Raw genomic sequence first — 25942 nt, 5'->3', positions numbered from 1 at the left:
GAGACAAGACATGACCCGCCGCACCGACCAGCTCAAGCTCGGCGCCTTCCTCGCCAACAGCGGCCACCACGTCGCCGCCTGGCGCCACCCCAAGGCCCAGGCCGATGCCAGCCTGGATTTCGACTACTTCAAGCAGATTGCGCAGACCGCCGAGCGCGGCCGCTTCGACGCGCTGTTCGTCGCCGACGTGGTCGCCCTCTGGGGCCATCACCTCGACGCGCTGAGCCGCACCGCGCGCGGCGAGCACTTCGAGCCGCTGACCCTGATGGCCGCGCTGGCCGCCGTCACCAGCCGCATCGGTCTGATCGCCACCGCCACCACCAGCTACAACGAGCCGTACCACATCGCCCGCAAGTTCGCCTCGCTCGACTACCTGTCCAAGGGCCGCGCCGCGTGGAACCTGGTGACCTCGGTGGTCTCCGACGAAGCCTGGAACTTCGGCCGCGAAGCCCACATTGACCACGCTGAACGCTACCGCCGCGCCGAGGAATTCCACGACGTGGTCAAGGGCCTGTGGGACAGCTGGGAAGACGACGCCTTCCTGCGCGACAAGGCCAGTGGACAGTACTTCGACCCGGCCAAGCTGCACGTGCTCGACCACAAGGGCGAGTACTTCTCGGTGCGTGGGCCGCTCAACGTGGCGCGCCCGCCGCAGGGCCACCCGGTGCTGGTGCAGGCCGGCGCCTCGGATGCCGGCAAGGCGCTGGCCGCTCGCGTGGCGGAAGTCATCTTCGCCATGGCCGAAACCATTCCCGCTGCCCAGGCCTTCTACACCGACGTGAAGCAGCGCGCCGCCGCGCTGGGCCGCGACCCGGATGGCATCAAGATCCTTCCGGGCATCACCCCCTTCATCGGCCGTACCCGTGAAGAGGCCCGCGAGCTGTTCGAGGAATTCCAGAGCCTGGTGGACCCGGTGCTCGGCCTGCGCCTGCTGGCCGACACTCTGGGCGAGGACATCGACCTCTCCGCCCATGACCTCGACGGCCCGTTGCCGGAAACCCCGGTCGGCCAGCGTGGTAGCCGCCGCGACAAGGTGCTGGAACTGGCGCGCCATGAAGGCCTGACGATTCGTCAGCTGTACCTGCGCCTGGCCGGTGGAAACCCGGTGATCGGCACCGCCGAAGACATCGCCGACACTTTCGACGCCTGGTTCCAGGCCCGCGCCTGCGATGGCTTCAACGTGTTCTTCCCGTACCTGCCCGGCGGCATCGAGGTGTTCGTCGACGAGGTGGTGCCGCTGCTGCAGGAACGGGGCCTGCTGCGCCGTGAATACGAGGGCGCGACCCTGCGCGAGAACCTCGGCCTGGCGCGCCCGGCCAACCGCATCGCCGGGAGCGCGGCATGAGGCTCGCATCCCTGCTGCTGTCCGCCGGCTTCGCCCTCGCGCAGCCGGCGTTCGCGCTGAACATCCTGCTCAGCAACGATGACGGCTACCGCCTCCCGAACATCCGCGCGCTGTATAGCGCGCTCAAGGCCGAGGGGCACACCGTGCGCATCGCCGCGCCCTACAGCGACCAGAGCGCGCGCGGCGGCGCCTTCTTCTTCGGCCGCGAAACGCAGGTGGGGCGCGACGATGACCCGGCCTATCCGGACAGCTACTACCTGACCACCACCGAAAAGGGCCAGTGCGAAAGCACTAATTGCGCGGGCCAGCAGGTGGACATCCGCATCAGCGGCACGCCGGTAATGGCGGTGCTGCTGGGGCTGGAGAAAGTGTTGCCGCATCCGGACCTGGTCATAGTCGGCCCCAACCACGGCAACAACCTCGGCGCTCTCAACAGCGCCTCGGGAACCTTCAACGCCGCCAGCGTCGCGGTGCTCTCTGGAGTGCCCGCCCTGGCCGTCAGCGCCGACCTGAAGGAACAGGACAGCGCGCGCATCGCCGCCATCGTCACCCGGCTGGTGGACGCGCTGGATAAGCACCGACAAGCCGGCGGTGCGCTGCTACCTAAAGGCGTAGGCCTCAACCTCAACCTGCCGCCGCTGGAAAAACTCCAGGGCGCGCGGCTGACCCGCATCGGCAGCTACGTGCCCTTCCACGCCCTCTACACCGAGGATCTCGGCAAGCTCGACGCGAAGCTGGCCGGCAAGCCGGGCATCGGCTTCGCCTGGTCGCCACCACCGGACGCCAGCAACGCCGAGGACGAAGCGGTGTGGGTCGCCAAGGGCTACCTCACCCTCAGCCCGTTCAACGCCCTGCCCGGCGCGCCAGCCGCGAGCGAAGGCCTCGGCGTCGCGCTGGCGCCATTGCTCGGGCAGATCGACCAGGAGCGCCAACCATGAGTCACCCCACTCGCCACCGCACCTTCCGCCTGGGCTTCCTCAACCGCGTGTACGCCCCGCAGTTCGAGCCGCGCCTGTACCAGCAGACCCTGGAGCTGTTCGAAGCCGCCGAGGAGCTGGGCTTCGACAGCGGCTGGCTGGCCCAGCACCACTTCGCCAGCGAGAACGGCCGCCTGCCCTCGCCGCTGGTGCTGCTCAGCGCGGCAGCCGAGCGCACGCGGCATATCCAGCTGGGCACCGGCATCGTCGTGCTCAACCAGGAGAACGCCCTGCGCCTGGCCGAGGACGCCTCGGTGCTCGACCTGCTCAGCCAGGGCCGCCTGCAACTGGGCCTGGGCGCCGGCTTCGACCCGGACAGCTTCGCCGCCTTCGGCCAGCGCCTGGAGGGCCGCCACACGCAGTACGACCAGCGCCTGGAGCGCTTGCGCCAGGCGCTGGCCGGCGAGCCGCTGAATGCCGAAGGGCGCGTGCTGCGCCCCGCCGCCAATGGCCTTGAACAACGCTTGTGGGAGGCGACGTCCCGCGTCGAACAGGTCGCCACGCGCGGCAACGGACTGATCCTCGCGCCCAACCCCAACGCCGGTGCCGAGCCGCGCTCGCAGGTGATCGAACGCTACCGCCAGGCGTGGAATCCCACCCACGCCGGAGCGCCCCGCGTTGCCCTGGTGCGCGCAGTCTTCCCCGGTGCCGACGCTGCCGCAGCCGGCTCGACCCTGCGCCAGGACATCCTCACCTACGTCGAGCGCCAGCGCCGAATCGGCATCGGCCACGCCGACCCGGCACAGGGCTTCGAAGCGGTGCTCGACGCCCTCGGCGTGCTGCACGGTGACCCGGCGAAGATCGCCGAACAGCTGCGCGCGGATGCACCGCTGGGTGCCAATGACCAGTTGATCGTCCAGGTGCAGACCACTTCGACCGGCTTCGGCGAAGCCTTGCGCCACCTGGAAACCGTCGCCCGCGACATCGCCCCCGCGTTGGGCTGGCAACCGCGCCAGCAGCGTGCCACCGCACAGGAGATCCCGGCATGAGCGCAGTGAAACCGCAGAAGCCGTTCAAGCTCGGCTTCCTCACCCACGCCTTCGGCAGCGACCCACGCCAGGTCTACCGCGACCTGCAGGAGCAGTTCGAGTTCGCCGAGGCGCTGGGCTTCGACGGCGGCTGGATCGCCCAGCACCACCTGAGCGGCGGCTTCGGCCAACTGCCTTCGCCGCTGCTGCTGTTCGCCAACATCGCCGCGCGCACCCGGCGCATCGAACTGGGCACGGCAGTGGTCACCCTGCCGCTGGAAGACTCGCTGCGCCTGGCTGAAGACGCCGCCGTACTCGACGCACTGTCCGCTGGCCGCCTGCAACTGGGCCTGGGCAGCGGGGGCGCCAACCTGGACATGTTCAGCGCCTTCAACCGCGACGCCCAGCGCCGCCAGGAGGACTTCCAGCGGTCCCAGCGCGCCCTGCAGGCCGCCCTGCTCGGCGCGCCGCTGCCGGGTGAGGCGCAACTGCGCCTGCATCCGCCGGCAGCCGGGCTGCGGGAACGGCTCTGGCATTCCCACGGCAGCGCGGCCGGCGCGGTGTACGCCGCCGAACAAGGCAACGGACTGTTGCTGGGCACCGCTACCCACGATCCGCTGACGGTGCAGAAGCCGCTGGCCGACGCCTACCTTAGCGCCTGGCAGGACGAAACCCGGCGGCCGCGTATCGGCGTGGTCCGCGCGGTGTTCCCGGCGCAGGACAAGAACCAGTCCCGCGCGGAGCTCGCACCGGACATCGAACTGCACGTGCCGCGGTTGATCCGCGAGGGACTGATCGACGAGGCCGCCGACCTGGAAAGCCACCTGCGACTGCTCAACGTGCACCACGGCCATCCTGAGGAAGTGATCGCCAGCGTGCGCAACGACCCGTCGCTGCTGCCCTACGCGGATTACTTCATTGCCGTGGTGCAGTCGGAAAGCTCCACCCAGGTCCAGGTACTGCGGCGCCTGGAACAGCTTGCCCGGGACATCGCCCCGGCGCTGGGCTGGACGCCCGCCGGCCAAGCGCTCGCGGTGGCCGGATGAGCCTGCGCTTCGCCTGGAAGCTCTGCGCGAGCGGTGCAAGGGGTGGGCTGGACTGGCAGGCGCAGCCGGCGGAATGGGTGCAGCTGGCCCAGGCCGTGGAATACGCAGGCTTCGACGACCTCTACCTGCCCGGAGGCCCCAGCCAGCCGGATAGCCTGATGGTCGCTGCCGCCCTGTGCGCACATACCCGACTGCTCGGTCTGACCCTGAGCCTGCCGGCGGAAGCCATGCTCCCGGCGGCACTGGCGGCTACCCTGCAAAGCCTGCAATCGCTGTCCGCCGGACGGGTACGCCTGCACCTGCCCGACAGTGATCGCGGCAGCCTGCGCCGGGCCTTCGGCGAAGTGCTCAATCGCGATCAGCGCCACGAACGCATCGACGAGTTCCTCGACATCCTGCAACGCCTGCTGCACGCCCCCGCCACACCGCTGGACCACAACGGCCGCTACTTCCACCTGGAGAACGCCGGCCTGGGCCTGCGCGACCTGCCGCCCGCGCTCCTGCTGCTGGACGAAAGCCTGGGCGCCGAACGCGTCGCCAACCGCGCCGATTTTTGCTTTGTTCCAGCCACCGACGTCGCGCAGCTGGGCCAAACCATCACGCGCCTGAACCGAGCCGCCCAGGCTGCCGGGCGCACGCTGGGCCATGTCGCCAGCTTCGGAATCATCGCCCGCGACAGCGAGGAGGAGGCCTGGGATGAGGCCGCAAGGCAGGCGCAGGCCTTCGCCGCACCGGCCAGGAGCAAGCGCCGCCGCGCCGAGGCGAGCGTGGTCGAGCTGCTCGCCGAACGCGCCGAGCACCCCGCCAGACGCCGCGAGATCCATCCGAACCTGTGGCTGCCCGCCCCCGGCGAGTCGCCCGTGCTGGTGGGCACCTACAACCAGGTCGCCAGCCGCCTGCGTGAGCTGCACGGTGCCGGCCTCGACCAGATAATCCTGCATGCGCCCAACTCGGTGCGCGAGGTCCTGCGCTTCGGCGAACGGGTCCTGCCGCTGCTGCGCCAACAAGCTGAAAAGGACACCCGGATTGGCCGCTGAACCCAAACGCCGACCCCTCGAGATCGACTGGTTCCTGCCCACCAACGGCGACGGCCACCACCTCACCAGCAGCGGCCTGCCCAAGGTCGGGCTGTTCCAGCAGGGCGAGCGCGCGCCGACCCTCGATTACCTGCGCCAGGTTGTGCGCGCGGCCGAGCAGGCGGCGTTCGACGGCATCATGGTGCCCACCGCCAGCGGCTTCGAAGACCCCTGGCTGATCGTCGCGCTGATGGTCCAGGAAGTGCGCCGACTGAAGTTCCTGCTGACCCTGCGCCCAGGTGTCGAACTGCCCGCCTACACCGCGCACAAGGCCGCCACCCTGCAACAGCTCAGCGACAACCGCCTGTTGCTGCACCTGGTCAACGGCTCCAGCCGTTTCGAACAACGCGCCCTGGGCGACTTCCTCGAACACGACGAGCGTTACGCCCGCAGTGCCGAATTTCTCGACGTATTCCGCGCCACCTGGGCCGGGCGCGAGCACCACGGGCGGCACTACCGCACCGGCAGTCCCGTGCCGATTCCCCGGGAGGCGGCGTTGCCGCCGATTTGTTTCGGCGGCGCTTCGGACGTCGCCGAGCGCATCGCCGCCAGTCACGCGCAGACCTACCTGATGTGGGGCGAACCACCGGCGATGATCCGCGAGCGCATTCTGCGCATGCGCGAACTGGCCGCCGCCCACGGCCGCGAGCTGCGCTTCGGCCTGCGCCTGCACGTGTTCGCCGCCGCCGATTCGCGGCAGGCCTGGGCGCACGTTGGGCGCCTGCTGGACGAGATTCCCCGCGACGCCATCGAGCGCGCCCAGCAGCAACTGGCGGCTTACGAATCGGTGGGGCAATCACGTCAGATCAGCCTGACTCAGGGCCGCGCGCATCGCGTGCGCGACCTGGAAGTCTCACCGAATCTGTGGGCAGGCGTCGGCCTCGTGCGCGGCGGCGCTGGCACGGCGCTGGTGGGCAGTTACGCGGAAGTCGCCGAGCGAATCGAGGAGTATCACCAACTGGGCGTGGATACCTTCATTCTCTCCGGCTACCCGCACCTGGAAGAGGCGATCCACCTCGGCGAGGAGCTGCTGCCCCTGCTGCGCCGCGACGCCGCCGCTGCCAAGGCCCGCCAGCGCAGCCGCGACTGATCAGGCCTTGGCGCGGCCCTTGAGCAGGCCGTGGTTGACCAGCAGCGTGCGCATGGCGTTGCGGCTGATGCCCAGCAGCGCCGCGGTGCGCAGCTGGTTGAAGCCGCAGTGGGCGAAGGACTCGCGGACGATCAGGTCCTCGAGATCATGCAGCAGGGTCTCCCCCGGCACTTCGAACAGGCGCTGCAACTGGTCGCGGATGATCTCCTGCGGTAATCCGGTCGGCGCTCCCGCGCCCATGCGCTGACCGGACAGCGCGGCGGAGAACTTCAGGTGCTCGGGTCGCACCGCCTTCTCCCCCGCCACCAGCAGGGCCAGGTGCACGACGTTCTCCAGCTCGCGGATGTTGCCCGGCCAGGCGTAGTCCAGCAGCGCGCTGACGGCAGCCTCGGAGAACATCGGCTCGGCGATCTTCAGGCGCTGGGCGTAGATACGGCGGAAGTGCTCTACCAGCGGCATGATGTCCAGCGGACGCTCGCGCAGCGGTAGCACGCGGGCCTGGGCGACGTTAATACGGTAGAACAGGTCGAGACGGAAATTGCCGGCATCCACTGCCTGCTCCAGGTCGACGTTGGTCGCGGTGACCAGCCGGATGTCCACCTTGATCGGCTTGCGCGAGCCGACGCGGACGATCTCCTGCTCCTGCAAGGCGCGCAGCAGTTTCACCTGCAGCGGCATCGGCAGGTCGCCTATCTCGTCGAGGAACAGGGTGCCGCCGTCGGCCTCCTCGAACCAACCGGCACGGCGTCCGGTCGCGCCGGAGAAGGCCCCGGCCTCGTGGCCGAACAGCTCACTCTCGGCGAGGTTCTCGTTGATTGCGCCGCAGTTCACCGCGACGAACGCACCCTTGCGCCCGCTGGCACTGTGGATGTAGCGCGCCACTAGCTCCTTGCCGGTGCCGGTCTCCCCATTGATCAAGACGGGCACCTCGCTGGGGCCGACGCGGTCGAGGAATTCCAGCAACTGGCGCGAGCGCGGATCGGCGAACACCAGCGCCTTGGCGCGAATGGACAGCGGCTGCTTCTCGCCCTGCGGCAAGGTCAGGACGGGAGTCGCGCCCCAGGGTGATTGGCTCATGGGTCCTGCTTGCAACCTGCCTTAGATGAAGCCGTTACTTTATCCTCTACTTCTTATAACCATAAATATCCAAATCGCATGAGTTCATAACCCGTAACGCCCGTGCCAGAGCGATTCGAGTGAATTTCCCCGTTCTCGCCTCCTGCTGGCTTGACTCCAGCTTGCCGACGGCTCTTTTATTCCATGCGATTATAAAAACCAGTGAAATTCATATTGGTATATACCAAATACTCTCCCCTTCAATACGCTCCATCGCAGTCGCCGGCCGCTGGCCGTATCGGAGAAAGGTTTCATGTTTGCCTTGCGGGTCATGCTCGAATACTTCCATCCCTGGCCCAATTCGGCCGGTTTCTACCTCGCCCGTGAACGCGGCTGGTACCGCGCCGCGGAGCTGGACGTGGAGCTGGTGGTGCACGATCCCTATCACGGCGACACCCTGGAGCACCTGGCGCGCGGTGCCGCCGCGTTCGGCGTGTTCCCCAGCAACCGTCTGCTGGTGCGCCGCGAGCTGGGCCAGCCTCTGATCGGTGTGGCCGCGATCAACCATCGCGGCCTGGAGTCGATCCAGACGCTCACCGACAGCGGCATCCGCCGCCCCCGTGATCTGCAGGGCAAGCGCCTCGCGCTGAACCCGACGCCGCGCGGCCTGGCCATGGTGCACCACCTGGTGTCCCGCGATGGCGGCGATCCGGATGCGGTGGAGCTGGTCGATGCCGGCTTCCGCGAACTGCGCCCGGAAGACCTGGCCGCCGGCCTCGCCGATGCAAGCTTCGGCGGCTACTGGGCCTGGGAAGCGCTGCTGCCCAGCCCCATCGCCGAGGAACGCCGCGTGGTGCTGCCGGTCGACGAGATCGGCGCACCGCCCTACCACAGCTACCTGCTGGGCGCTCGCGAGGACTGGCTCGACGCAAATGCGGACGTGGCGCGGCGTTTTCTCGCCGTCACCGCACGCGGCTTCCTCGCCGCCGCGGCCGAGCCGGAAGCCGCTCTGCCGGTCTACGAGCGCACCATTCCCTACTTTCCCCGCGAGATGCTGGCAGAATCCCTGCGGCGCATCGCGCCCAGCTGGCTGCATCAGGGCTGCTGGGGCGAACAGCGCGAAGAACTGCTGCAGCCCTACGCCCAGTGGCTGCATGAATATGGTGTGCTGCGCGACCCGGAAATCTGGCGCGGCGCCACCAGCAATGCCTGGCAAGTGGAGAACCCAACATGACCAAACGCCTGAGCCACGGCATGGGCCTGGAACCGGTGGAAGCCGACTGGCCGGCGCTGACCGAAGAGGAGGTCGCCGCTCTGCTGGCTGACTTCCCGCAGGGCGCGGAGGCCCGTCTGAGCTGGCACAGCCCCCGGCCATTCTCCGCCGCCGCTCTGGTGGAGAACGCCAGCGGCACGCTGTTCGTCAAGCGCCACCACCCCAGCGTACGCAACGCTGGCTGGCTGGCAGAAGAACACGCCTTCCTCGATCACCTGGCCCGACGAGGTGCACCAGTTGCCCGGGTTCTGCGCGATGACCAGGGCCGCAGCGCCATCGAACGGGACGGCTGGACCTACGAAGTCCACGAGAAGGCTGAAGGCCTGGACCTGTACCGCGACGCGCTATCCTGGACGCCCTTCCAGCACAACGCCCACGCCTTCGCCGCCGGCGCCGCGCTGGCCAAACTGCACCGCGCCGCCGAAGGCTTCGACGCCCCCTCGCGCAGCGCGGGCGTGCTGCTCAGCAACCTGAACCTGTTCGGCGCGGCGGACCCGCTCGCCGCCATCGAGGCGACCTTCCCCCAGGCGCCCGCCCTCGCCGACTATCTGCAGGCGCGCCCGTGGAAGGAAACCCTGAGCGAGCTGCACCTGCCGCTGCAGCGCACGCTGTTGCCCTACCTGCAGCGCCAGCCCGCACTGTGGACCCACAACGACTGGCACGCCTCCAACCTCCTGTGGAGCGAGAGCGGCCCGCGGGCACAGGTGGTCTCGGTGCTGGACTTCGGCCTGAGCGACCGCAGTTTCGCGCTGTTCGACCTGGCCACTGCCATCGAACGCAACCTCGTGCCCTGGCTGGAACTGGACCAGGGCCGCGCCGCCGAGGCCGATCTCGATGCCCTCGACGCACTGCTCGCTGGCTACGCGAGCGTTCGCTCGCTGAGCCGCGACGATCTGCTCGCTCTGGCGGCTCTGCTGCCACTGGTGCATGCGGATTTCGCCTTGTCCGAGGTCATCTATTTCCACGGCATTCTCGGCTCGGCCGAGAGCGCCTCGCTGGCCTACGACAACTACCTGATCGGCCACACCCGCTGGTTCCTCGGCAGCGAAGGCCAGCGCTTGCTGAACCATGTGCGCCAACTGGCGGCGAAGGTGGATTGAGATGAGCGCCCCCCTGATCAGCGCCAATGGGCTCGCCGCCTTGCTGGACGACCCACGCCTGTGCCTGCTCGACGCCAGCGTCGAACTGGCCGCCCCGCAGTTCGACGGCGACTACCGCGTGCAGAGCGGCCACACCGGTTGGCGCGCCGGGCACATTCGCGGCGCGCGGCATGCCGACCTGCTGGGCGATCTGGCGGATGCCAGCGCGCCCTTCAGCTTCGCCCTGCCGAAGGCACAAGCGGCACTGGATGCATTGCAGAAGCTGGGCATCCATGACGATGCGCTGATCGTGATCTACGACCGCAGCGACGGCTTCTGGGCCGCGCGTCTGTGGTGGATGCTGCGCAGCCTGGGCATCGATGCGGCGGTACTCGATGGTGGCCTGCGTGCCTGGATCGCCGCCGGTCATTCACTCGACGAAGGCGCGCCGCCCGCGATCAGCAGCGCGGCTCTGTCGGCCCCGGCGCAGTATCGCGACGGCTTCTGGATCGACCGTCACGACGTCGAGAAGGTCGTGGCCGGCAAAGCGGACGGCACGCTGGTCTGCGCCCTGTCCGCCGCCTTGTTCGACGGCAGCGCCGTCACCCGTTACGCACGTCGCGGGCACATCCCCGGCAGCAGCAACCTGCCGGCGCGCAGCCTGTTTGACGACGACGGCTGCTACCGGCGTGGCGCGGCGCTGGACGAAGCCCTCGCCGGGCTGCGCCAGGCCGAACCGCCCTTGCTGCTGTACTGCGGCGGCGGCATCTCCGCCGCCGCCCTCGCCCTGGCGCTGACAATGGCCGGGGAAACACGGGTCGCGATCTACGACGGCTCGCTGCAGGAGTGGGCCGCAGAGCCTTCGCTGCCATTGACCACCGGAGCAGCTCCGGTCTGACAGCCCGCCCGCGGGCAATCACGTCTTACATCCACGGCCATCCGTTTCGCGCGGGAGGGGCTATGCCCCGCACATTCCCGGCGCACGCCCCGGCAATATTCAGGAGCGTTCCATGCAGTACCTGCCGCGCCAAGCGCGCACGCGATTTCCCCTCAGCCTGTTGACCCTGGCCGTGCTGCTGGCCAGCGGCCCCGGTCACGCCGAGGAAGCCACCACCCTGGATACCGTCACGGTGATCGGCCAGGACACAGGAAGCTACGCCAGCGACCGCGCCTCGGTCGGCGGCTTCGGCGAGGCGCCGCTGCTGGACACGCCCGCCTCCATCTCGGTGTTCAACCAGGCGCTGCTCAAGGATCAGCAGGCGCGCCTGCTCAGCGACGTGCTGAAGAACGACGCCTCCACCGGCGAGGCCTACGCGCCGGTGGGCTACTACGAGAACTTCGAGATCCGCGGCTACTCGCTCAACGCAGCCAGCAGCTACAAGATCAACGGCCGCACCATCACCGGCGAGCAGAACGTGGCGCTGGAGAACAAGGAACAGGTCGAGGTGCTCAAGGGGCTGTCCGGCCTGCAGAGCGGCGTGTCCGAACCCGGCGGGGTGATCAACTACGTCACCAAGCGGCCCCAGGACGTGCGCTCGGTGACCCTGGGCACCGACGATGAAAGCGGTCGCTACCTGGCCACCGACGTCGGCGCCTGGCTCGACTCCGAGCAAACCGTCGGCGTGCGGGTGAACCTCGCCCATGAGGACCTGCGCTCCTACATCGACCATACCGATGGCAAGCGTGACTTCGCTTCCCTGGCGCTGGACTGGAACCTCTCGCCCAACGCCCTCTGGCAGTTCGACGCCGAATACCAGAACCGCCGCCAGCCCTCGGCGCCGGGCTACCAACTGCTTGGCGGCAGCGAACTGCCCCACGGCATCGACCCGCACGACCGCCTCGGCTACCAGAGCTGGGCCGACCCGGTGCGCATCGAATCGCTCAATCTCAATACGCGCTTCGAGTACCGCTTCGACGACGCCTGGACCGGCACCCTCAGCGCCTCGCGCAGCAAGGTGGTGATCGCCGACTACAGCGCCTTCCCCTGGGGCTGCTACGGCGCCGCCAGTTGCGCCGGCTCGGCCGTACCGAACTACTTCAGCCCCGAAGGCGACTACGACCTCTACGACTTCCGCAGCCCGGACGACACCCGCCGCAACGACGAACTGGAAGCCGCGCTGCACGGCCAGTTCGCCACTGGCTGGCTGCGCCACGAGCTGACCGTCGGCACCTCGGCCTTCCGCCGCGTGCTGGACAGCCGCCCCGAACTCAACGAATGGGTCGGCACCGGCAACATCTACACCGGCATCGGCCCCGTGGAGCCCTTCGACGGCGAGCCCGGTCACAGCTACCGTCACCTCGACAGCCGCCAGTACGGCCTGTTCGCCAGCGACCGCATCAGCCTGAGCGAACAGTGGCAGCTGGTGCTCGGCGGCCGCCAGGTGCGCCTGGACGAACGCACTTTCGACAGCGACGGCGACACCACCCGCCATACCCAGCGCTCGGAGTTCCTGCCCAATGGCGCGCTGATCTTCAAGCCGCGCGCGGACATCTCGATCTACGGCAGCTACAGCAAGGGCCTGTCGCTGGGCGGCGAGGCGCCCTGGTTCGCCAGCAACGCCGGCGATACCCTGGCGCCCACTTCCTCGCGCCAGATCGAATTCGGCATCAAGCAGGAGCTGCCCGGCTTCGACTGGAGCGCCGCGCTGTTCCAGATCCACCAGGCCTACCAGTTCGCCCGGCCCAACGGCGACGGCACCTTCACCTACGTGCAGCAGGGCCAGCAGAAGAACAGCGGGCTGGAGTTGTCCGCCAGTGGCCGGGTAACCTCCGCGCTGCAATTGAGCGGCAGCGTCGCGGCCATCCGCTCGCGGGTGGTGGGCAGCGACACGGACGACTACGAAGGCCACCAGGCAATCAACGTCCCGCGCCTGCGCGCCAGCCTGCAGGCCGACTACGCGCTGGCCGCAGTGCCGGGACTGTCGCTACTTGGCGCGGCGCGCTACAGCGGCGCCAAGTACGCCGACCGCGACGGCGCGGTGGAGGTCGGCGGCTACACCGTCTACGACGCCGGCGCACGCTTCAGCACACGGATCGGGAACTACCCGACCACGCTGCGGCTGAGTGTCGACAACCTGTTCGACAAGCGCTATTGGCGCGATGTCGGTGAATATTTCGGCGACGGCTACCTGTTCCAGGGTGCGCCGCGCACGGCTCGCCTGACGGCGAGCGTCAACTTCTGAGGTAAGCGCGTATGTCTACTCTGGAAATCATCGCGGTGATCGTCAACGTGCTCGGCGTCTGGCTCACCGCCCGGCGCATCCGCTGGTGCTGGCCGGTGAACGTGGTGGCGGTGCTGCTCTACGCGTGGATATTCTTCAGCGTGAAGCTCTATTCCGACATGCTCCTGCAACTGGTCTTCGTGGTGCTGCAGTTCTACGGCTGGTGGCAATGGAGCCAGGGCGGCAGCGACCACGGCAAGGTGCGCGTCGAACGCCTGCCCTCCTCCACCGCCATTTCCAGTTGCCTGGCCGGCGCAGTCGGCGCCTTGGCCCTGGGCTGGGCGATGCACACCCACACCGACGCGGCCCTGCCCTGGCTGGACGCCGCGCTCACCGCCTTCAGCCTGGTGGCGAGCTTCTGGGCCGCACGCAAGTACGTCGCCAGCTGGTGGCTGTGGATCATCCTCGACGTGGTCTACACCGGGGTGTTCCTCTACAAGTCGCTGTACCTCACCGCCGGGCTCTACGCCGGCTTCGTGGTGCTGGCGATCTACGGCCTGCTGGCGTGGCGGCGTGAGCTGCATGACGAACCTCCGGCACTCGCGGCCGGCCATTCCTGAGGATCGCCATGCTCTACCAGGCCATCCCGCCGCACTACGCCCGCATCCGCGACCAGCTGGCCGCGGACATCGCCCAGGGCCGCTTTCTCGCCGGCCAGAAACTGCCCCCCGAACGTGACCTCGCCGAGCGCTTCGAGTGTACCCGCGTGACCTTGCGCCAGGCCCTGCAGCAACTGGAAACCGAGGGGCTGATCTACCGCGAGAACCGCCGCGGCTGGTACCTCAGCCCGCCGCGCATCGACTACGACCCGACACGGCTGGTCAGCTTCATGGACTACGTGCGCCTGCAGGGCCGCGAGCCCCTCACCGAGTGCCTGAGCGCCGAACGCCGCCGCGCCGGCGCCTGGCTGGCGGCGCGGATGAACCTGCCATCACCGGACGAACCCGTCTTCCGCCTGCACCGCCGCCGGCTGATCGACGGCCGCCCGGTGCTGGTGGAGATCAACACCCTGCTCGCCAGCTGGTGCCCGGACCTGCTCGACGCGCGCCTGGATCGCTCACTGACGACCGTGCTGCGCGAACGCTTCGGCAAGGTGCAGACGCGCTGCACGCTCAACCTGCGCCTGGGCACGGTCAACGACGACCATGCCGAGTTGCTGCAACTGGCCTCTGGCGCCAGCAACCTGGTGCTGGAGCGGCTGAACTACGTCGAGGATGGCTTGCTGGTGGAGTTCGACCAGGAATTCTGGCGGCCGGATGCGGTGTCCGTGGCCGTGCAGGCGGACTTCCCGTCACGGCTGATGTAGCAGGCTGGACGTTTCTGCTTCTGACGGAATACCGGCAGATTTGAAAGCGCGCAGTTCTATCCAGGCGCACGCCCTCTTGCGAGCGCAGCGTGCCTGAAGATTTTCGGCCGGTCGCGTCGAGTCGATGGCAGGTGAGGTCGCCGGCCAGACTTCGAATACTGGAAATGCTGCCCCTGACCCGACGGGGCACACCACTTTGCTGCTTTGTCGCGCTGGCAATCCAGGCGTGATCCAGGCAACCCCACCGTCGGCTGGACAGTCAGCGGCGTGTCGCCCTGCAGTTCACTGCGTCTAGCGGATGAAGATCTGGCCGCGCCTGGTCACAGCGAGGCTGTGCTCGCCCTTGCGGAAGCGACCCCGCACTCAGTTGCTCGCTACGTCCGGCTGCCAGACCGGCACCGCGCGGGCGTCCACCGGCTTGGGCAGCAGGCCCTCGGCGAAGAACGCGTCGGCGATGCGCTGTTGCTCGTCGAGGCCGTCGGCGCGCACCGGTTGCACGTCGTAGCTGCGGCGGGCGTTGGCCTGCTCAACAGTGGCGACATCCAGGTTGCCCCACAGCGGGCCGAGCACCTTGGCGGCATCAGTCGGGTGTTCCTTCACCCAGCGGCCGGTTTTCTGCAATTCGGCGAAGACCTGCTTGAGCACTTCCGGGTGCGCTTTGGCATAGGCGGTGGAAGCCAGATAGTAGCGCTGGTAGCTGGCCAGGCCCTTGCCATCCGCGAGTACGCGGGCGTTCTGCTGGCGCTGGGCGCTGGCGACGTACGGGTCCCAGGTCACCCAGGCATCGACTTTGTGGTTCTCGAAGGCGGCGCGGCCGTCGGCGGGAGTCAGGTACGCCGGCTGGATATCGGAGAATTTCAGCCCGGCCTTCTGCAGCGCAGCGATCAGCAGGTAGTGGCTGCCAGCCGCCTTGGTCACCGCCACGCGCTTGCCCTTGAGGTCGGCCAGCGACTTCAGCGGCGAGTCCTGCGGGACGAGGATCGATTGCGCGGTAGGCGACGGGGTTTCGCGGGCGAAGTAGGTCAGCTGCGCGCCGGCGGCCTGGGCGAACACCGGGACGGTATCGGCGACGTCGGCGGACAGGTCGACGTTGCCGACGTTGAGCGATTCGAGCAGCGGCAGGCCGCTGGGGAACTCATGCCAGGTGACCTTGATGCCCTGCTTGCCCAGCTCTCGCTCCAGGCTGCCCTGCGCCTTGACGATGGTGAGCAGCGTGGAAGACTTCTGGAAGCCGATGCGCAGGGTCTCTTCGGCGTGCGCGGTCAGGGCACCGAACAGGACGGCGGAGGCGCTCAGGCCTATGGCTAAACGGCGCAGGAAAAGCGGGCGGGACATGGATACGGCTCCTCGGAAACGGCGTGGCCGCTCGCTGAGCGAGGGCGGACCACAGGACAGGTCGGATAAGACGGGATGACTCCGGTGGTCCGGTCGCTCGAGATTACAGATATAAAAAACAACGAATAAAGAATTTCTGGTTCTTAACTAATGCCGGCGCCGGCACTGCCTGGCCAATACGCAACCCGCGCCAAACGGGACATGGCCCCCTGCACGCGGGTCGCTTTTGGGTGGTGAGCTCGTTGCTCAGTGGAAGGAGCCGGCGAACGAGGCGTCGATCACGCTGGAGGTGTCGAAGGCCTTGGGCAGTGCCCCGGTCTGCAGGAGGAAATCGGCGGTACCCTGGTAATCGGCAGCCGCCTGCTGGTCAACCGGACCGACGCTCATCGCCGCCTGACCGATCCAGTGGCGCGAGACGGACTGGTCGAGGTTGGCCTTCTTCGCCCAGATGTCGGCGTATTGCTCCTTGTGCGCCTCGACCCAGGCACGGGCCTTCTGCAGGCGAGCGAGGAAGTCGGCGATCTGCGCACGCTTGGGCTCGATGGAGTCGGCGTTGGCAGCGATGCTCGACAGCCCCGGCATCAGGTTACGAGCGGTGAGGATCGGGCGCGCGCCGGAGAACACGATCTGCTGCGAGATGTACGGCTCCCACACCGGGAAGGCGTCGATGCTGCCACGCGGCAACGCGGCGGCGGCGTCGATCGGCATCAGCTTGACGAACTCCACGTAGTCACTGGGCAGGCCGGCCTTTTCCAGCGCGCGCAGGGTCAGTTGCTGGCTCCAGGCGCCGGGCCAGTAGGCGACCTTCTTGCCCTTGAGGTCGGCGATGGTCTTCACCGGCGAGTCCTTGGGCACCAGCAGCGCGATGGTGTCGGGGTTCTGCCGGGAGATGCCGATCAGCTTCACCGGCGCGCCCTTGGCGGCGAGGAAGATGAAGCCCGAGTCGCCGAGGAAGCCAAGGTCCAGCGCACCGGCCTGCAGGCCTTCGGCAACCGGCGCGGCGGACTGGAAGTGCTTCCAGTCGACGGTATAGGGCGCACCTTCCAGCACCCCGGAAGCCTCCATCGAGGCGCGCACGTTGTAGTAGTTCTGGTCGCCTACCCGCAGGGTCGGCAGCTCCGCCGCATGGGCCAGCGGTGCCCCCAGGATCAGCGCGGCAAATGTGGCACGCAGACGTTGCTTCAGGTTCATCGAAAAGCTCCTCAGCCGGCGCGCCGCAGTTGCGGCAGGCGGGCGATCTGTTCATGGATGGCGGGAATCAGGCCCTGGCCGTAGCGCACGGCATCGCCGAGCGGGTCGAAGCCACGGATCAGGAAGGTGGAAACGCCCAGGCGGTAGTACTCGCCCAGCGCAGCGGCAACCTGCTCGGGCGTGCCGACCAGGGCAGTGGAGTTCCAGCGCGCGCCGGTCAGGCGGGCCATACCGGTCCACAGGCGGGTGTCGAGCACGTCGCCCTGCTGAGCAGCGGCCAGCAGGCGCTGGGAGCCAACGTTTTCAGGCTGGTGGTCGTTGAGCGGCAGGCCCAGGCGCGTGCGGTTCTCGCGCACTTGGTCGAGGATCTCGGCGGCACGCTTCCAGGCTGCTTCTTCGGTGTCCGCGACTATCGGGCGGAAGGACACCGAGAAGCGCGGGTCGCGTCCCTGCCCCTGGGCGGCGGCGCGCACGCGGCGAATGTGCCCGTCCACGGCCGCCAGCGGCTCGCCCCAGAGCATGTAGGTGTCGGCATGCCGGGCGGCGACTTCGATGGCGGCGTCCGAGGAGCCACTGAAATAGATCGGGATGTGTGGCGACTGGCGCGGACGCACCGCCGGCGAGGCGCCCTGGAAGCGATAGAACTCGCCGCTGAAATCCACTGGAGTGTCGGCAGTCCAGATCTCCCGCAGGGCCTGCAGGTATTCGTCGGTGCGGGCGTAGCGGCGATCGTGATCGAGGTAGTCACCGTCGCGCGCCAGGTCTTCATCGTTGCCGCCACTGACCACGTTGAGGGCTAGGCGGCCATCGCTGAACTGGTCGAGGGTGGCGAGTTGGCGGGCCGCCAGCGGCGGCGCGATCACACCCGGCCGGTAGGCCAGCAGGATGCCCAGCCGGCGAGTAGCGGCGGCAACGAAGGAGCTGACCACCGCACCCTCGGCGGCATTGCTGAAATAGCCGACCAGCACGCGGTCGAAACCGGCGTCCTCATGGGCCTGGGCGAAACGCCGGACGAATCCGGCATCCACCGCCTCCCCCAACGGCTGATCCACCTCGGAACTCGGGGTGGCGGTGATCATGCCGAGAATTTCCACGCTCACTGTGTTGCCCTCGCCTGGGCCGCGGTATAGCACCGGCGGCTTCCGTTATAAGAAAAACGCCTTGTTTGGCGCTGTTCTTAGAAGCTATAGGCAAGTTCGTCATGATGGAAATTCATTTTTGTCATATCCTAATATGCTATTTGCGCATATTTTGCCGTGACCAACTTGCGCGCCGAGCTTTTCGCTGTTTGTAGGAGCGAGCTTGCTTGCGAACGGGACCGCGACGGCACCATCCGGGTGAACCAGCGAGCGAAGGGGTTCGCGAGCAAAGCTCGCTCCTACGGGCCCATCCGCGGCGTCACCTGACCGCAGACCGTAGGGCGCATAACGCCCCCAGCGTTATCCGCCGCGAGGTGATGGGCGGATTCAGGCCGCAGCGATATCCAGCCCCCGGGCCACCGCCGCGCCGAACAGCTGCGCTGGCGTTTCCAGGTTACCCAGCAGGCGTGGGCGCACCAGCCAGAGCTGGATCATCGGTTGGAAGTCCTCCAGTTGCAGCACCCGCAACTGCTCGCGATAGCGGCTGCGCTCCAGGGCTGGCGCGGGCACCAGGCCCAGGCCGCGGCCCTCCGCCACCAGTCCGAGTTGCAGCTCGCTGCCGAAGGTTTCCAGGTTCAGTTGCAGCCCCAGGCCCTGATCGGCCAGGGCGCGCTGCAGGCCGGCGCGAAAGCCGCAACCGTCCGGGTTGAGCACCCAGCCGTGCTGGTAGCAATCGAGCAGGCGACTGGCCTGCACATCGCTGTCCTTCGCTGCCACCACACGGAGTTCGACGCGCCCCAGCGGCGTGGCGCCGAGGTCATCGGGGAACACCTTGCTCGGCGGGAACAGCACCACCGCCGCGTCCAGCTCGGCATTCTCCAACCGCGCCAACAGGTGGCTGCCCCAGCCGCTGCTGACCTGCGCGCGCAGCTCCGGATACTCGCCGGCCAGGCGGCGCAGGGCACCGAGCAGCACCACTTCGCCGATGCTCTGCGGCACGCCCAGGCGCAGCACGCCGCTGGGGGCACTATCGCTGGCCACCAGCTCGCGCAGGCCGTCCACCTCACGCAGCACCCGCAGGCACTGCTCGAACACCCGGCGCCCCGCAGCAGTGGGCTTGAGCGGCTTAGTGTTGCGGTCGAGCAGCTCCACCGCGAGAGACTCCTCCAGGCTCTGCACCCGGCGAGTAATTGCCGACTGTGTCAAACCCAGGCTTTCGGCGGCTTGGCTGAGGGAGGCGTTGCGGATCACGGCGACGAAGGCGTCGATGTCATCGATTTTCATGAAACGGGCACCAATTGCATTTCTCGCATATTAGCTTAGATTCAAAATGCATTTCAGGAATAAAAAACCGTTTGATACCGTAGCGCCAAACCCGATCGGAGTGAATCTTTTCGCATGTCAGCCCCTCTGCGCCTCGACCGCCTGCGCCAGTTCATCGGCGACCTCGCGGCCCTCATCGATAGCCAACCCGAAGAAGCCGCGCTGCTCGCCCAGGCGACCCCGCTGCTGGCCGACCTGGTGCGCCACGACGACTGGCTGCCCGAGTACTACGCCCGCCCCGATCCACAGCGCTACCAGCAATACCTGCTGCACGCCGACTCACGGCAGCGCTTCTCGGTCGTGAGCTTCGTCTGGGGGCCGGGCCAGCGCACGCCGGTACACGACCACCGCGTCTGGGGCCTGATCGGCATGTTGCGCGGCGCCGAGTATTCGCAGCCCTTCGCCTTCGCCGCCGACGGCAGCCTGCGGGAGGCCGGCGAGGCGCATCGCCTGGAGCCGGGTGAAGTGGAAGCGGTGTCGCCGCGCATCGGCGATATCCACCAGGTGAGCAATGCCTTCAGCGACCGCGCCTCCATCAGCATCCACGTCTACGGCGCCAACATTGGCGCGGTGCGACGGGCCGTATTCAGCGCCGACGGTGAAGAGAAACCCTTCATCTCCGGCTATTCCAACAGCCAGTTGCCCAATATCTGGGACCTGTCGAAAGAGAACCCCGCATGAGTCAGATCACCCGCCGCTCCTTCCACGACATTCGCTCCGCCCTCCTCGCCCGCCAGGAGCTGGCGCTGCTGGATGTGCGCGAGGAAGACCCGTTCGCCCAGGAGCACCCGCTGTTCGCCGCCAACATCCCGCTGTCCAAGCTGGAGCTGGAGGTCTACGCCCGCGTGCCGCGCCGCGACACGCCGATCACCGTCTATGACGATGGCGAGGGCCTGGCCGAGGTCGCCGCGCAACGCCTGCTCGACCTGGGCTACAGCGACGTCGCCCTGCTCAAGGGCGGCCTCGCCGGCTGGCGCGCTGCCGGCGGCGAGCTGTTCAAGGACGTCAACGTGCCGAGCAAATCCTTCGGCGAGCTGGTGGAAGCCGAGCGCCACACCCCGTCGCTCGCGGCGGAGGAAGTGAAAGCGCTGCTCGACCAGCAGGCTGACGTGGTGGTGCTGGACGCCCGCCGCTTCGACGAATACCAGACCATGAGCATCCCTGGCGGCATCAGCGTGCCCGGCGCCGAACTGGTGTTGCGCGTCGCCGAGCTGGCGCCGGACCCGGCGACCCGCGTCATCGTCAACTGCGCAGGACGTACTCGCAGCATCATCGGCACCCAGTCGTTGGTGAATGCCGGCATCCCCAACCCGGTCTCGGCGCTGCGCAACGGCACCATCGGCTGGACCCTCGCCGGGCAGCAGCTGGAGCACGGCCAGGCGCGACGCTTCGCCGAGGTTTCCGCCGCCACCCGCCAGTCCGCCGCCCAGCGCGCCCGCGCCGTGGCTGATCGTGCGCAAGTCGCACGCATCGACCTCGCCGGCCTGCGCCAGTGGCAGGCCGACGCCGTCCGCACCACCTACCTGTTCGACGTGCGCACCCCGGAAGAGTACGAAGCCGGCCACCTGCCGGGTTCGCGCTCCACGCCGGGCGGCCAGTTGGTGCAGGAAACCGACCATGTCGCCAGCGTTCGTGGCGCGCGCCTGGTGCTGGTGGACGACGATGGCGTGCGCGCCAACATGAGCGCCTCCTGGCTCGCCCAGATGGGCTGGCAGGTGGCGGTGCTCGATGGCGTGGGCGCTGTCGAGTTCAGCGAGCAAGGCGCCTGGAGCGCTCCGCTGCCGGCGAAGCCGCAGACCGAGACCATCACCCCGCAGACCCTGGCCGACTGGTTGCGAGCGCCGGGCACTGCCGTTCTCGACTTCACCGCCAGCGCCAACTATGTGAAGCGCCACATCCCCGGCGCCGCCTGGGCGCTGCGCAGCCAGTTGCGGCAGGCACTGGCCGCGCTGGGTGACGCTGACCGCTACGTGCTCACCTGCGGCACCAGCCTGCTGGCAGGCTTTGCCGTGCCGGACGTGGCGGCCCTGACCGACAAGCCGGTGTTCCTGCTCGAGGGCGGCACCAGCGCCTGGGTCGCCGCCGGCCAGCCGACCGAGGAAGGCGAAAGCCTGCTGGCGGCGCCGCGCATCGATCGCTACCGCCGCCCCTACGAAGGCACCGACAACCCGCGCGAGGCCATGCAGGGCTACCTCGACTGGGAATTCGGCCTCGTGGAGCAACTGGGCCGTGACGGCACCCACGGCTTCTTCGTGATCTGATACACGAGTGCTCGCCCGCCCTTCCGAGGGCGGGCGCCAGCCGCCAGTGTTGCTGCCAGCCTGCACCGAACACCGTTTACACAGGAAAATTCTGGAGTAGAGTACTCAACAAATCAGGTTGCGAGCTCTACGCAATGAAATGGCATCTCCTGGTGCTGGGACTGCCCACCGCGAACGCGACCGAGCGCATGCGAGCCTGGCGCGCGCTCAAGTCCTGCGGCGCGGCGGTATTGCGCGATGGCGTCTATCTCCTGCCGGAACGTGGCGAAGGCCGGGTGGTTCTGGAGGAGATCGAACGGGACGTGCTTGCAATCAATGGTACGGCGTACCTGTTCTCGATCGATGAGCCCATTGAGCGATTCGCCCCGCTGTTCGACCGGAGCGAGGACTACAGCAAGCTGCGAGAGGACATCGCCAGTTGCACGGACGATCTGAGCGGCGAGAACGCCCTGCAAACGGCAAGGCAGGTCCGCAAGCTGCGCAAGGCGTTCAGCCAGCTGGCCGCCATCGACTTCTTTTCCGCAGACGCCCGCCAGGTGACCGAATCGGCCCTCCAGGCCGCGGAATCCGCCATCAGCCGCGCCCTCTCGGCGGATGAGCCCAGCAGCCAGGACGAGCCCATCACGACGCTGGACCCGCAGGCGTTTCAAGGGCGCCGCTGGGCTACTCGGAAACGTCCTTGGGTCGACCGCCTCGCCAGCGCCTGGCTGATTCGCCGGTTCATCGATCCGGCGGCAGAGATTCTCTGGCTGGAGAGCCCGCAAGACTGTCCGGAAGACGCTCTGGGCTTCGACTTCGACGGAGCGACCTTCAGCCATGTCGGCGCGCGCGTCACATTCGAAACCCTGCTGGCCAGCTTCCAGCTCGACAACCCACCCCTCCATCGCATCGGCGCCGTGGTGCATTACCTCGACATCGGCGGAAGCCAGCCCGTCGAGGCCTCAGGTATCGAGCGCGTTCTTGCCGGGCTGCGGGAAAGCATCACGGATGACGACCTGTTGCTTCAGGCAGCCAGCGGTATTTTCAATGGCCTCTTCAGCGCTTTCGCGAGCGACGAGAAAAACAATGACTGAATCCAGCGTGCCTGTTGCTGAAAAGGTGAGCGCCACTGGCGAACCCGTCAGCCTCTTCGAAGCCTTCCTGTTCTGGTTGAAGCTCGGCTTCATCAGTTTCGGCGGGCCCGCCGGGCAGATATCCATCATGCACCAGGAGTTGGTTGAGCGCCGTCGTTGGATCAGCGAGGGGCGCTTTCTCCATGCGCTGAACTACTGCATGTTGTTGCCCGGCCCGGAAGCACAGCAGCTGGCAACGTACATCGGCTGGCTCATGCACCGGACCTGGGGAGGAGTGATTGCCGGCGTGCTCTTCGTGCTCCCATCGCTGTTCATTCTGATTGCTCTGTCGTGGATCTATGTCGCCTTCGGTGAAGTCCCCGTGGTGGCTGGAATCTTCTATGGCATCAAGCCCGCGGTGACGGCGATCGTCGTTCACGCCGCGCACCGCATCGGCTCGCGCGCGCTGAAGAATGGCTGGCTCTGGGCGGTTGCCGCGGCCTCTTTCGTTGCTATCTTCGCGCTCAATGTCCCGTTCCCGATCATCGTGCTGGCGGCGGCGATACTGGGGTATGTCGGCGGCCGAGTCCTGCCCGGCAAGTTCGTCATTGGCGGTGGACATGGCGCTGCCAAGGCCAGCTACGGCCCGGCACTGATCGACGATGACACGCCGACTCCCGAGCACGCCCAGTTCCACTGGGGGCACCTGTTGCGCCTGTTGTTCATCGGGGCGGCACTCTGGCTGTTGCCCATGGCGCTGCTGACAACGACTTTCGAATGGGCCGGCACATTGACCCAGATGGGATGGTTTTTCACCAAGGCAGCCCTGATGACCTTTGGCGGCGCCTACGCGGTGCTGCCCTACGTCTATCAGGGCGCTGTCGGTCACTACGGCTGGCTGACGCCGACGCAGATGATCGACGGGCTGGCCCTTGGGGAAACCACGCCGGGGCCGCTGATCATGGTGGTCGCGTTCGTGGGGTTCGTAGGCGGCTACGTGCACCCGATGTTCGGTGCCGATCACCCGTTCCTCGCCGGCGCGGTAGCCGCGAGCCTGGTGACCTGGTTTACCTTCCTGCCATCCTTCCTGTTCATCCTGGCAGGCGGCCCGCTCGTGGAGTCGACCCACAACGAGCTGAAGTTCACCGCCCCTCTCACGGGCATCACCGCAGCTGTCGTGGGCGTAATCCTGAACCTGGCGATGTTCTTCGGCTATCACGTCCTCTGGCCGAAAGGATTTGGTGGTGCGTTCGACTGGCCGTCCGCGGTGATCGCCATCGCAGCAGCGGTGGCACTGTTCCGCTTCAAGCGCGGTGTCATTCAGGTGCTGCTGGCTTGTGCCGTCGCAGGGCTCGTCGTCCATCTCCTGCGAGGTTGATGTCCAGTGGGGGCCAAATCGCCTCAACAGTTTGTCACCAGGAGAGCCTCGCCGAGAGCCGGCAGTCGGGCGCAGTAGTCCTTATCCGTGCTGTACTCGCCAATCACCCTGGCCGCGAAGGCGGCCGCCCCCCATTTTACCGGCGTGAAAAACCGCCCCCGCCTGCAATGCGCGGGTGTCTTTTGAGGGATAATTGCCGCTCAACTCCATCGCCGAAGGCTTGATGGATTCGCTTGATGGCGCGCAAGGCCGAGACTTTGATTGCTCACAGGGCTGGAGCGCTGTTGATAAGGAAATATCTTGCGAATTTCTTCCCTATGGAAAAGCGATGCCTCTTCGGTTACCGCAGTGAAGCGCGATATCCACCTGGTCTTTCTGTTGCTGTTGATCATCGGCTGCTCGCTCGCGTCGCTGACGCTTTGGAAAGTAATGGCCTCCCGCAAGCAGGTGCTGGAAGACATCGATACCCATAGCCTCAACCTGACGCAGGCGCTGTCGACCTATTCCGAAGGCATCGTCCGGCAAAGCTCGCTGATCCTGCTCGGCCTGGTCGAGAGGCTCGAAACCGAAGGCAGCGGACCCGCGCAGATGGAGAGGCTGCAGCAACTGGTCAGCCGCCAACAGTCACTGATGTCTCAGATGAGTGGAGTGACGGTCTACGACAGGGATGGCCGCTGGTTGATGTCATCGAACAGGCCGATTCCCGCCGGGGCGAACAGCAGTGACAGAGCTTATTTCATCCATCACCGCGACGATCCCTCTCGCGAGCCCTTCATTGGCTTACCGATTCGCAGCCGCTCGAACCAGGAATGGGTGATCACCATCAGCCGCCGTTTCGATAGCCCAAGCGGAGAATTCGCTGGCGTCGTCGCAGTGACCCTGGGGATCGAGAACTTCCTGCGACTCTTCGGCCAGCTCGATATCGGTCGGGAAGGCGCTATCGGCCTGTCCTATACCGACGGTTCGTTGCTGGTGCGCTACCCCTTCCGGGAACAGGACATGGGGCGCAACTTTTCCAAATCCCCGATCTATGCCAAGTATCTGGTCGATCGCTCGGTAGGCACCGCGTCGTTTACCTCCAGCCTGGACGGCGTGGAGCGTCTCTATGCTTTCCGCAAAAGCGACAAGCTACCGCTGGTGACGACGGTCGCGCTGGGCAAGAACGAGGCGCTCGCGGCCTGGCGGTTCGAAGCCTTGCTGTCGCTGCTGGTGGTGTCCGGCCTGCTGATGCTCACCGGGTTCGTCGGGTGGATGCTGATTCGCGACATTCGTCGGCGGGAGGCGGTCGAAAGCCAGTTGCGCGTGGCACAACAGCAGTTGCTCGACAGCAACCAGCGGCTCGCGCACCTGGCGCTGAACGATCCGCTGACAAGCCTCGCCAACCGTCGCTGTTTCAACGAGACGCTGGAGGTGGAAGTCCGCAGGGCACAACGCGAAAAAACCTCGCTCGCGCTGCTGATGGTCGATATCGACCACTTCAAGCTGTTCAATGACACCTACGGCCACCCTGCCGGAGACGCCTGCCTGCAGGAGGTCGGCAAGCTGCTCGCGAGCTGTGTGCGCCGCCCTACTGACCTGGTCGCGCGATATGGCGGTGAGGAGATGGCTGTAGTGCTCCCTCTCACCGATCAAGCCGGTGCGGCAGTGGTGGCGCAGATGATGATCGACCGATTGGACGAGAAAGCCATCACCCATTGTTCCAGCCCGTTCGGACGGGTCACCGTGAGCATTGGCATTGCCTCTGCGTCGGGAGCAGAACTGGATGGCTGGCAATCGTTGCTCGACAGCGCCGATGCCGCGCTCTACTCCGCCAAGAGACTGGGCCGCAATCGTCTTCAGGCGGCTTGAGGAACAGTGGCTCCGCCCACGGTTCGCGCCACGTAAAG

22 protein-coding genes are annotated in these 25942 nt (G+C 67.2%); 17 read left to right on the top strand and 5 right to left on the bottom strand.

Going from position 1 to position 25942, the window contains the following annotated elements; all coding sequences use genetic code 11:
• Window positions 1–10 precede the first annotated feature (10 nt).
• Genes ACIPK7_RS04410 through ACIPK7_RS04385 form a run of 6 tightly spaced genes read left to right on the top strand, consistent with a single transcriptional unit; the run spans window position 11 to window position 6502 of the window.
• A complete protein-coding gene (locus ACIPK7_RS04410) occupies window positions 11–1345 on the top strand; it encodes an LLM class flavin-dependent oxidoreductase (protein ID WP_401085718.1) in 1335 nt (444 codons plus the stop codon).
• Entirely contained in the window at window positions 1342–2283 is a 942-nt protein-coding gene (locus ACIPK7_RS04405; RefSeq protein WP_401085716.1) for a 5'/3'-nucleotidase SurE, read from the top strand. Before ACIPK7_RS04410 ends, ACIPK7_RS04405 begins: the two co-directional genes overlap by 4 nt.
• The gene (locus ACIPK7_RS04400) at window positions 2280–3311 is read left to right on the top strand and encodes an LLM class flavin-dependent oxidoreductase (RefSeq protein WP_401085713.1); all 1032 of its coding nucleotides are present in this window, start codon (window positions 2280–2282) and stop codon (window positions 3309–3311) included. Before ACIPK7_RS04405 ends, ACIPK7_RS04400 begins: the two co-directional genes overlap by 4 nt.
• Entirely contained in the window at window positions 3308–4336 is a 1029-nt protein-coding gene (locus tag ACIPK7_RS04395; protein WP_192431423.1) for an LLM class flavin-dependent oxidoreductase, read from the top strand. Before ACIPK7_RS04400 ends, ACIPK7_RS04395 begins: the two co-directional genes overlap by 4 nt.
• On the top strand, window positions 4333–5373 hold the full coding sequence (locus ACIPK7_RS04390; RefSeq protein ID WP_192431424.1) for an LLM class flavin-dependent oxidoreductase: 1041 nt from the start codon (window positions 4333–4335) through the stop codon (window positions 5371–5373). The genes ACIPK7_RS04395 and ACIPK7_RS04390 overlap by 4 nt, the downstream gene beginning before the upstream one ends.
• Window positions 5363–6502, top strand: a complete 1140-nt coding sequence (locus ACIPK7_RS04385; RefSeq protein WP_225614715.1) for an LLM class flavin-dependent oxidoreductase — start codon at window positions 5363–5365, stop codon at window positions 6500–6502. Before ACIPK7_RS04390 ends, ACIPK7_RS04385 begins: the two co-directional genes overlap by 11 nt.
• On the opposite strand, the gene ACIPK7_RS04380 is transcribed toward ACIPK7_RS04385, so the two are convergent.
• Window positions 6503–7579 (bottom strand): sigma-54 interaction domain-containing protein, encoded by a 1077-nt coding sequence (locus ACIPK7_RS04380; RefSeq protein WP_401085709.1) that lies wholly within the window; start codon window positions 7577–7579, stop codon window positions 6503–6505.
• 292 nt (window positions 7580–7871) lie between these two features.
• On the opposite strand from ACIPK7_RS04380, the gene ACIPK7_RS04375 reads away from it, so the two are divergent.
• The 6 genes from ACIPK7_RS04375 (at window position 7872) to ACIPK7_RS04350 (ending at window position 14437) form a co-directional block, all read left to right on the top strand.
• Window positions 7872–8792, top strand: coding sequence for an ABC transporter substrate-binding protein (locus ACIPK7_RS04375; protein ID WP_401085706.1), 921 nt, complete (start codon window positions 7872–7874; stop codon window positions 8790–8792).
• A complete protein-coding gene (locus ACIPK7_RS04370) occupies window positions 8789–9931 on the top strand; it encodes a phosphotransferase enzyme family protein (RefSeq protein ID WP_401085703.1) in 1143 nt (380 codons plus the stop codon). The genes ACIPK7_RS04375 and ACIPK7_RS04370 overlap by 4 nt, the downstream gene beginning before the upstream one ends.
• Before the next feature lies 1 nt (window position 9932).
• A complete protein-coding gene (locus ACIPK7_RS04365; protein ID WP_401085700.1) occupies window positions 9933–10808 on the top strand; it encodes a sulfurtransferase in 876 nt (291 codons plus the stop codon).
• 112 nt (window positions 10809–10920) lie between these two features.
• The gene (locus tag ACIPK7_RS04360; protein WP_401085697.1) at window positions 10921–13092 is read left to right on the top strand and encodes a TonB-dependent siderophore receptor; all 2172 of its coding nucleotides are present in this window, start codon (window positions 10921–10923) and stop codon (window positions 13090–13092) included.
• A gap of 11 nt (window positions 13093–13103) precedes the next feature.
• A complete protein-coding gene (pnuC, locus tag ACIPK7_RS04355) occupies window positions 13104–13691 on the top strand; it encodes a nicotinamide riboside transporter PnuC (protein WP_192431431.1) in 588 nt (195 codons plus the stop codon).
• An 8-nt stretch (window positions 13692–13699) separates the two neighbouring features.
• Window positions 13700–14437, top strand: coding sequence for a UTRA domain-containing protein (locus ACIPK7_RS04350; protein WP_192431432.1), 738 nt, complete (start codon window positions 13700–13702; stop codon window positions 14435–14437).
• A gap of 363 nt (window positions 14438–14800) precedes the next feature.
• Here the strand turns inward: ACIPK7_RS04350 and ACIPK7_RS04345 are convergent, their stop codons facing one another.
• The 4 genes from ACIPK7_RS04345 to ACIPK7_RS04330 form a co-directional block, all read right to left on the bottom strand.
• Window positions 14801–15772, bottom strand: coding sequence for an aliphatic sulfonate ABC transporter substrate-binding protein (locus ACIPK7_RS04345; protein WP_192431433.1), 972 nt, complete (start codon window positions 15770–15772; stop codon window positions 14801–14803).
• Between the two features lie 246 nt (window positions 15773–16018).
• Window positions 16019–16963, bottom strand: a complete 945-nt coding sequence (locus ACIPK7_RS04340) for an ABC transporter substrate-binding protein (RefSeq protein ID WP_192431434.1) — start codon at window positions 16961–16963, stop codon at window positions 16019–16021.
• A gap of 11 nt (window positions 16964–16974) precedes the next feature.
• Entirely contained in the window at window positions 16975–18042 is a 1068-nt protein-coding gene (locus ACIPK7_RS04335) for an LLM class flavin-dependent oxidoreductase (protein WP_401085692.1), read from the bottom strand.
• A gap of 387 nt (window positions 18043–18429) precedes the next feature.
• The gene (locus tag ACIPK7_RS04330) at window positions 18430–19326 is read right to left on the bottom strand and encodes a LysR family transcriptional regulator (RefSeq protein ID WP_192431436.1); all 897 of its coding nucleotides are present in this window, start codon (window positions 19324–19326) and stop codon (window positions 18430–18432) included.
• Window positions 19327–19440: 114 nt separating this feature from the next.
• Here ACIPK7_RS04330 and ACIPK7_RS04325 point away from each other — a divergent pair, with 114 nt between their 5' ends.
• The 5 genes from ACIPK7_RS04325 (at window position 19441) to ACIPK7_RS04305 (ending at window position 25904) form a co-directional block, all read left to right on the top strand.
• Window positions 19441–20046, top strand: coding sequence for a 3-mercaptopropionate dioxygenase (locus ACIPK7_RS04325; protein ID WP_192431437.1), 606 nt, complete (start codon window positions 19441–19443; stop codon window positions 20044–20046).
• The gene (locus ACIPK7_RS04320; RefSeq protein WP_401085687.1) at window positions 20043–21626 is read left to right on the top strand and encodes a rhodanese-related sulfurtransferase; all 1584 of its coding nucleotides are present in this window, start codon (window positions 20043–20045) and stop codon (window positions 21624–21626) included. The genes ACIPK7_RS04325 and ACIPK7_RS04320 overlap by 4 nt, the downstream gene beginning before the upstream one ends.
• 134 nt (window positions 21627–21760) lie before the next feature.
• On the top strand, window positions 21761–22699 hold the full coding sequence (locus ACIPK7_RS04315; RefSeq protein ID WP_401085684.1) for a chromate resistance protein ChrB domain-containing protein: 939 nt from the start codon (window positions 21761–21763) through the stop codon (window positions 22697–22699).
• A complete protein-coding gene (gene chrA / locus ACIPK7_RS04310; protein ID WP_401085681.1) occupies window positions 22692–24056 on the top strand; it encodes a chromate efflux transporter in 1365 nt (454 codons plus the stop codon). The genes ACIPK7_RS04315 and chrA overlap by 8 nt, the downstream gene beginning before the upstream one ends.
• Window positions 24057–24404: 348 nt before the next feature.
• The gene (locus tag ACIPK7_RS04305) at window positions 24405–25904 is read left to right on the top strand and encodes a diguanylate cyclase (RefSeq protein WP_401086885.1); all 1500 of its coding nucleotides are present in this window, start codon (window positions 24405–24407) and stop codon (window positions 25902–25904) included.
• Window positions 25905–25942: the final 38 nt, after the last annotated feature.

The sequence above is a fragment of the Pseudomonas sp. NPDC086581 genome (assembly GCF_044746165.1).
Lineage (GTDB): Bacteria > Pseudomonadota > Gammaproteobacteria > Pseudomonadales > Pseudomonadaceae > Pseudomonas.
The sequence above is the reverse complement of the archived record's forward strand: the minus strand, read 5'-3'. Positions and strand labels throughout refer to the sequence as shown.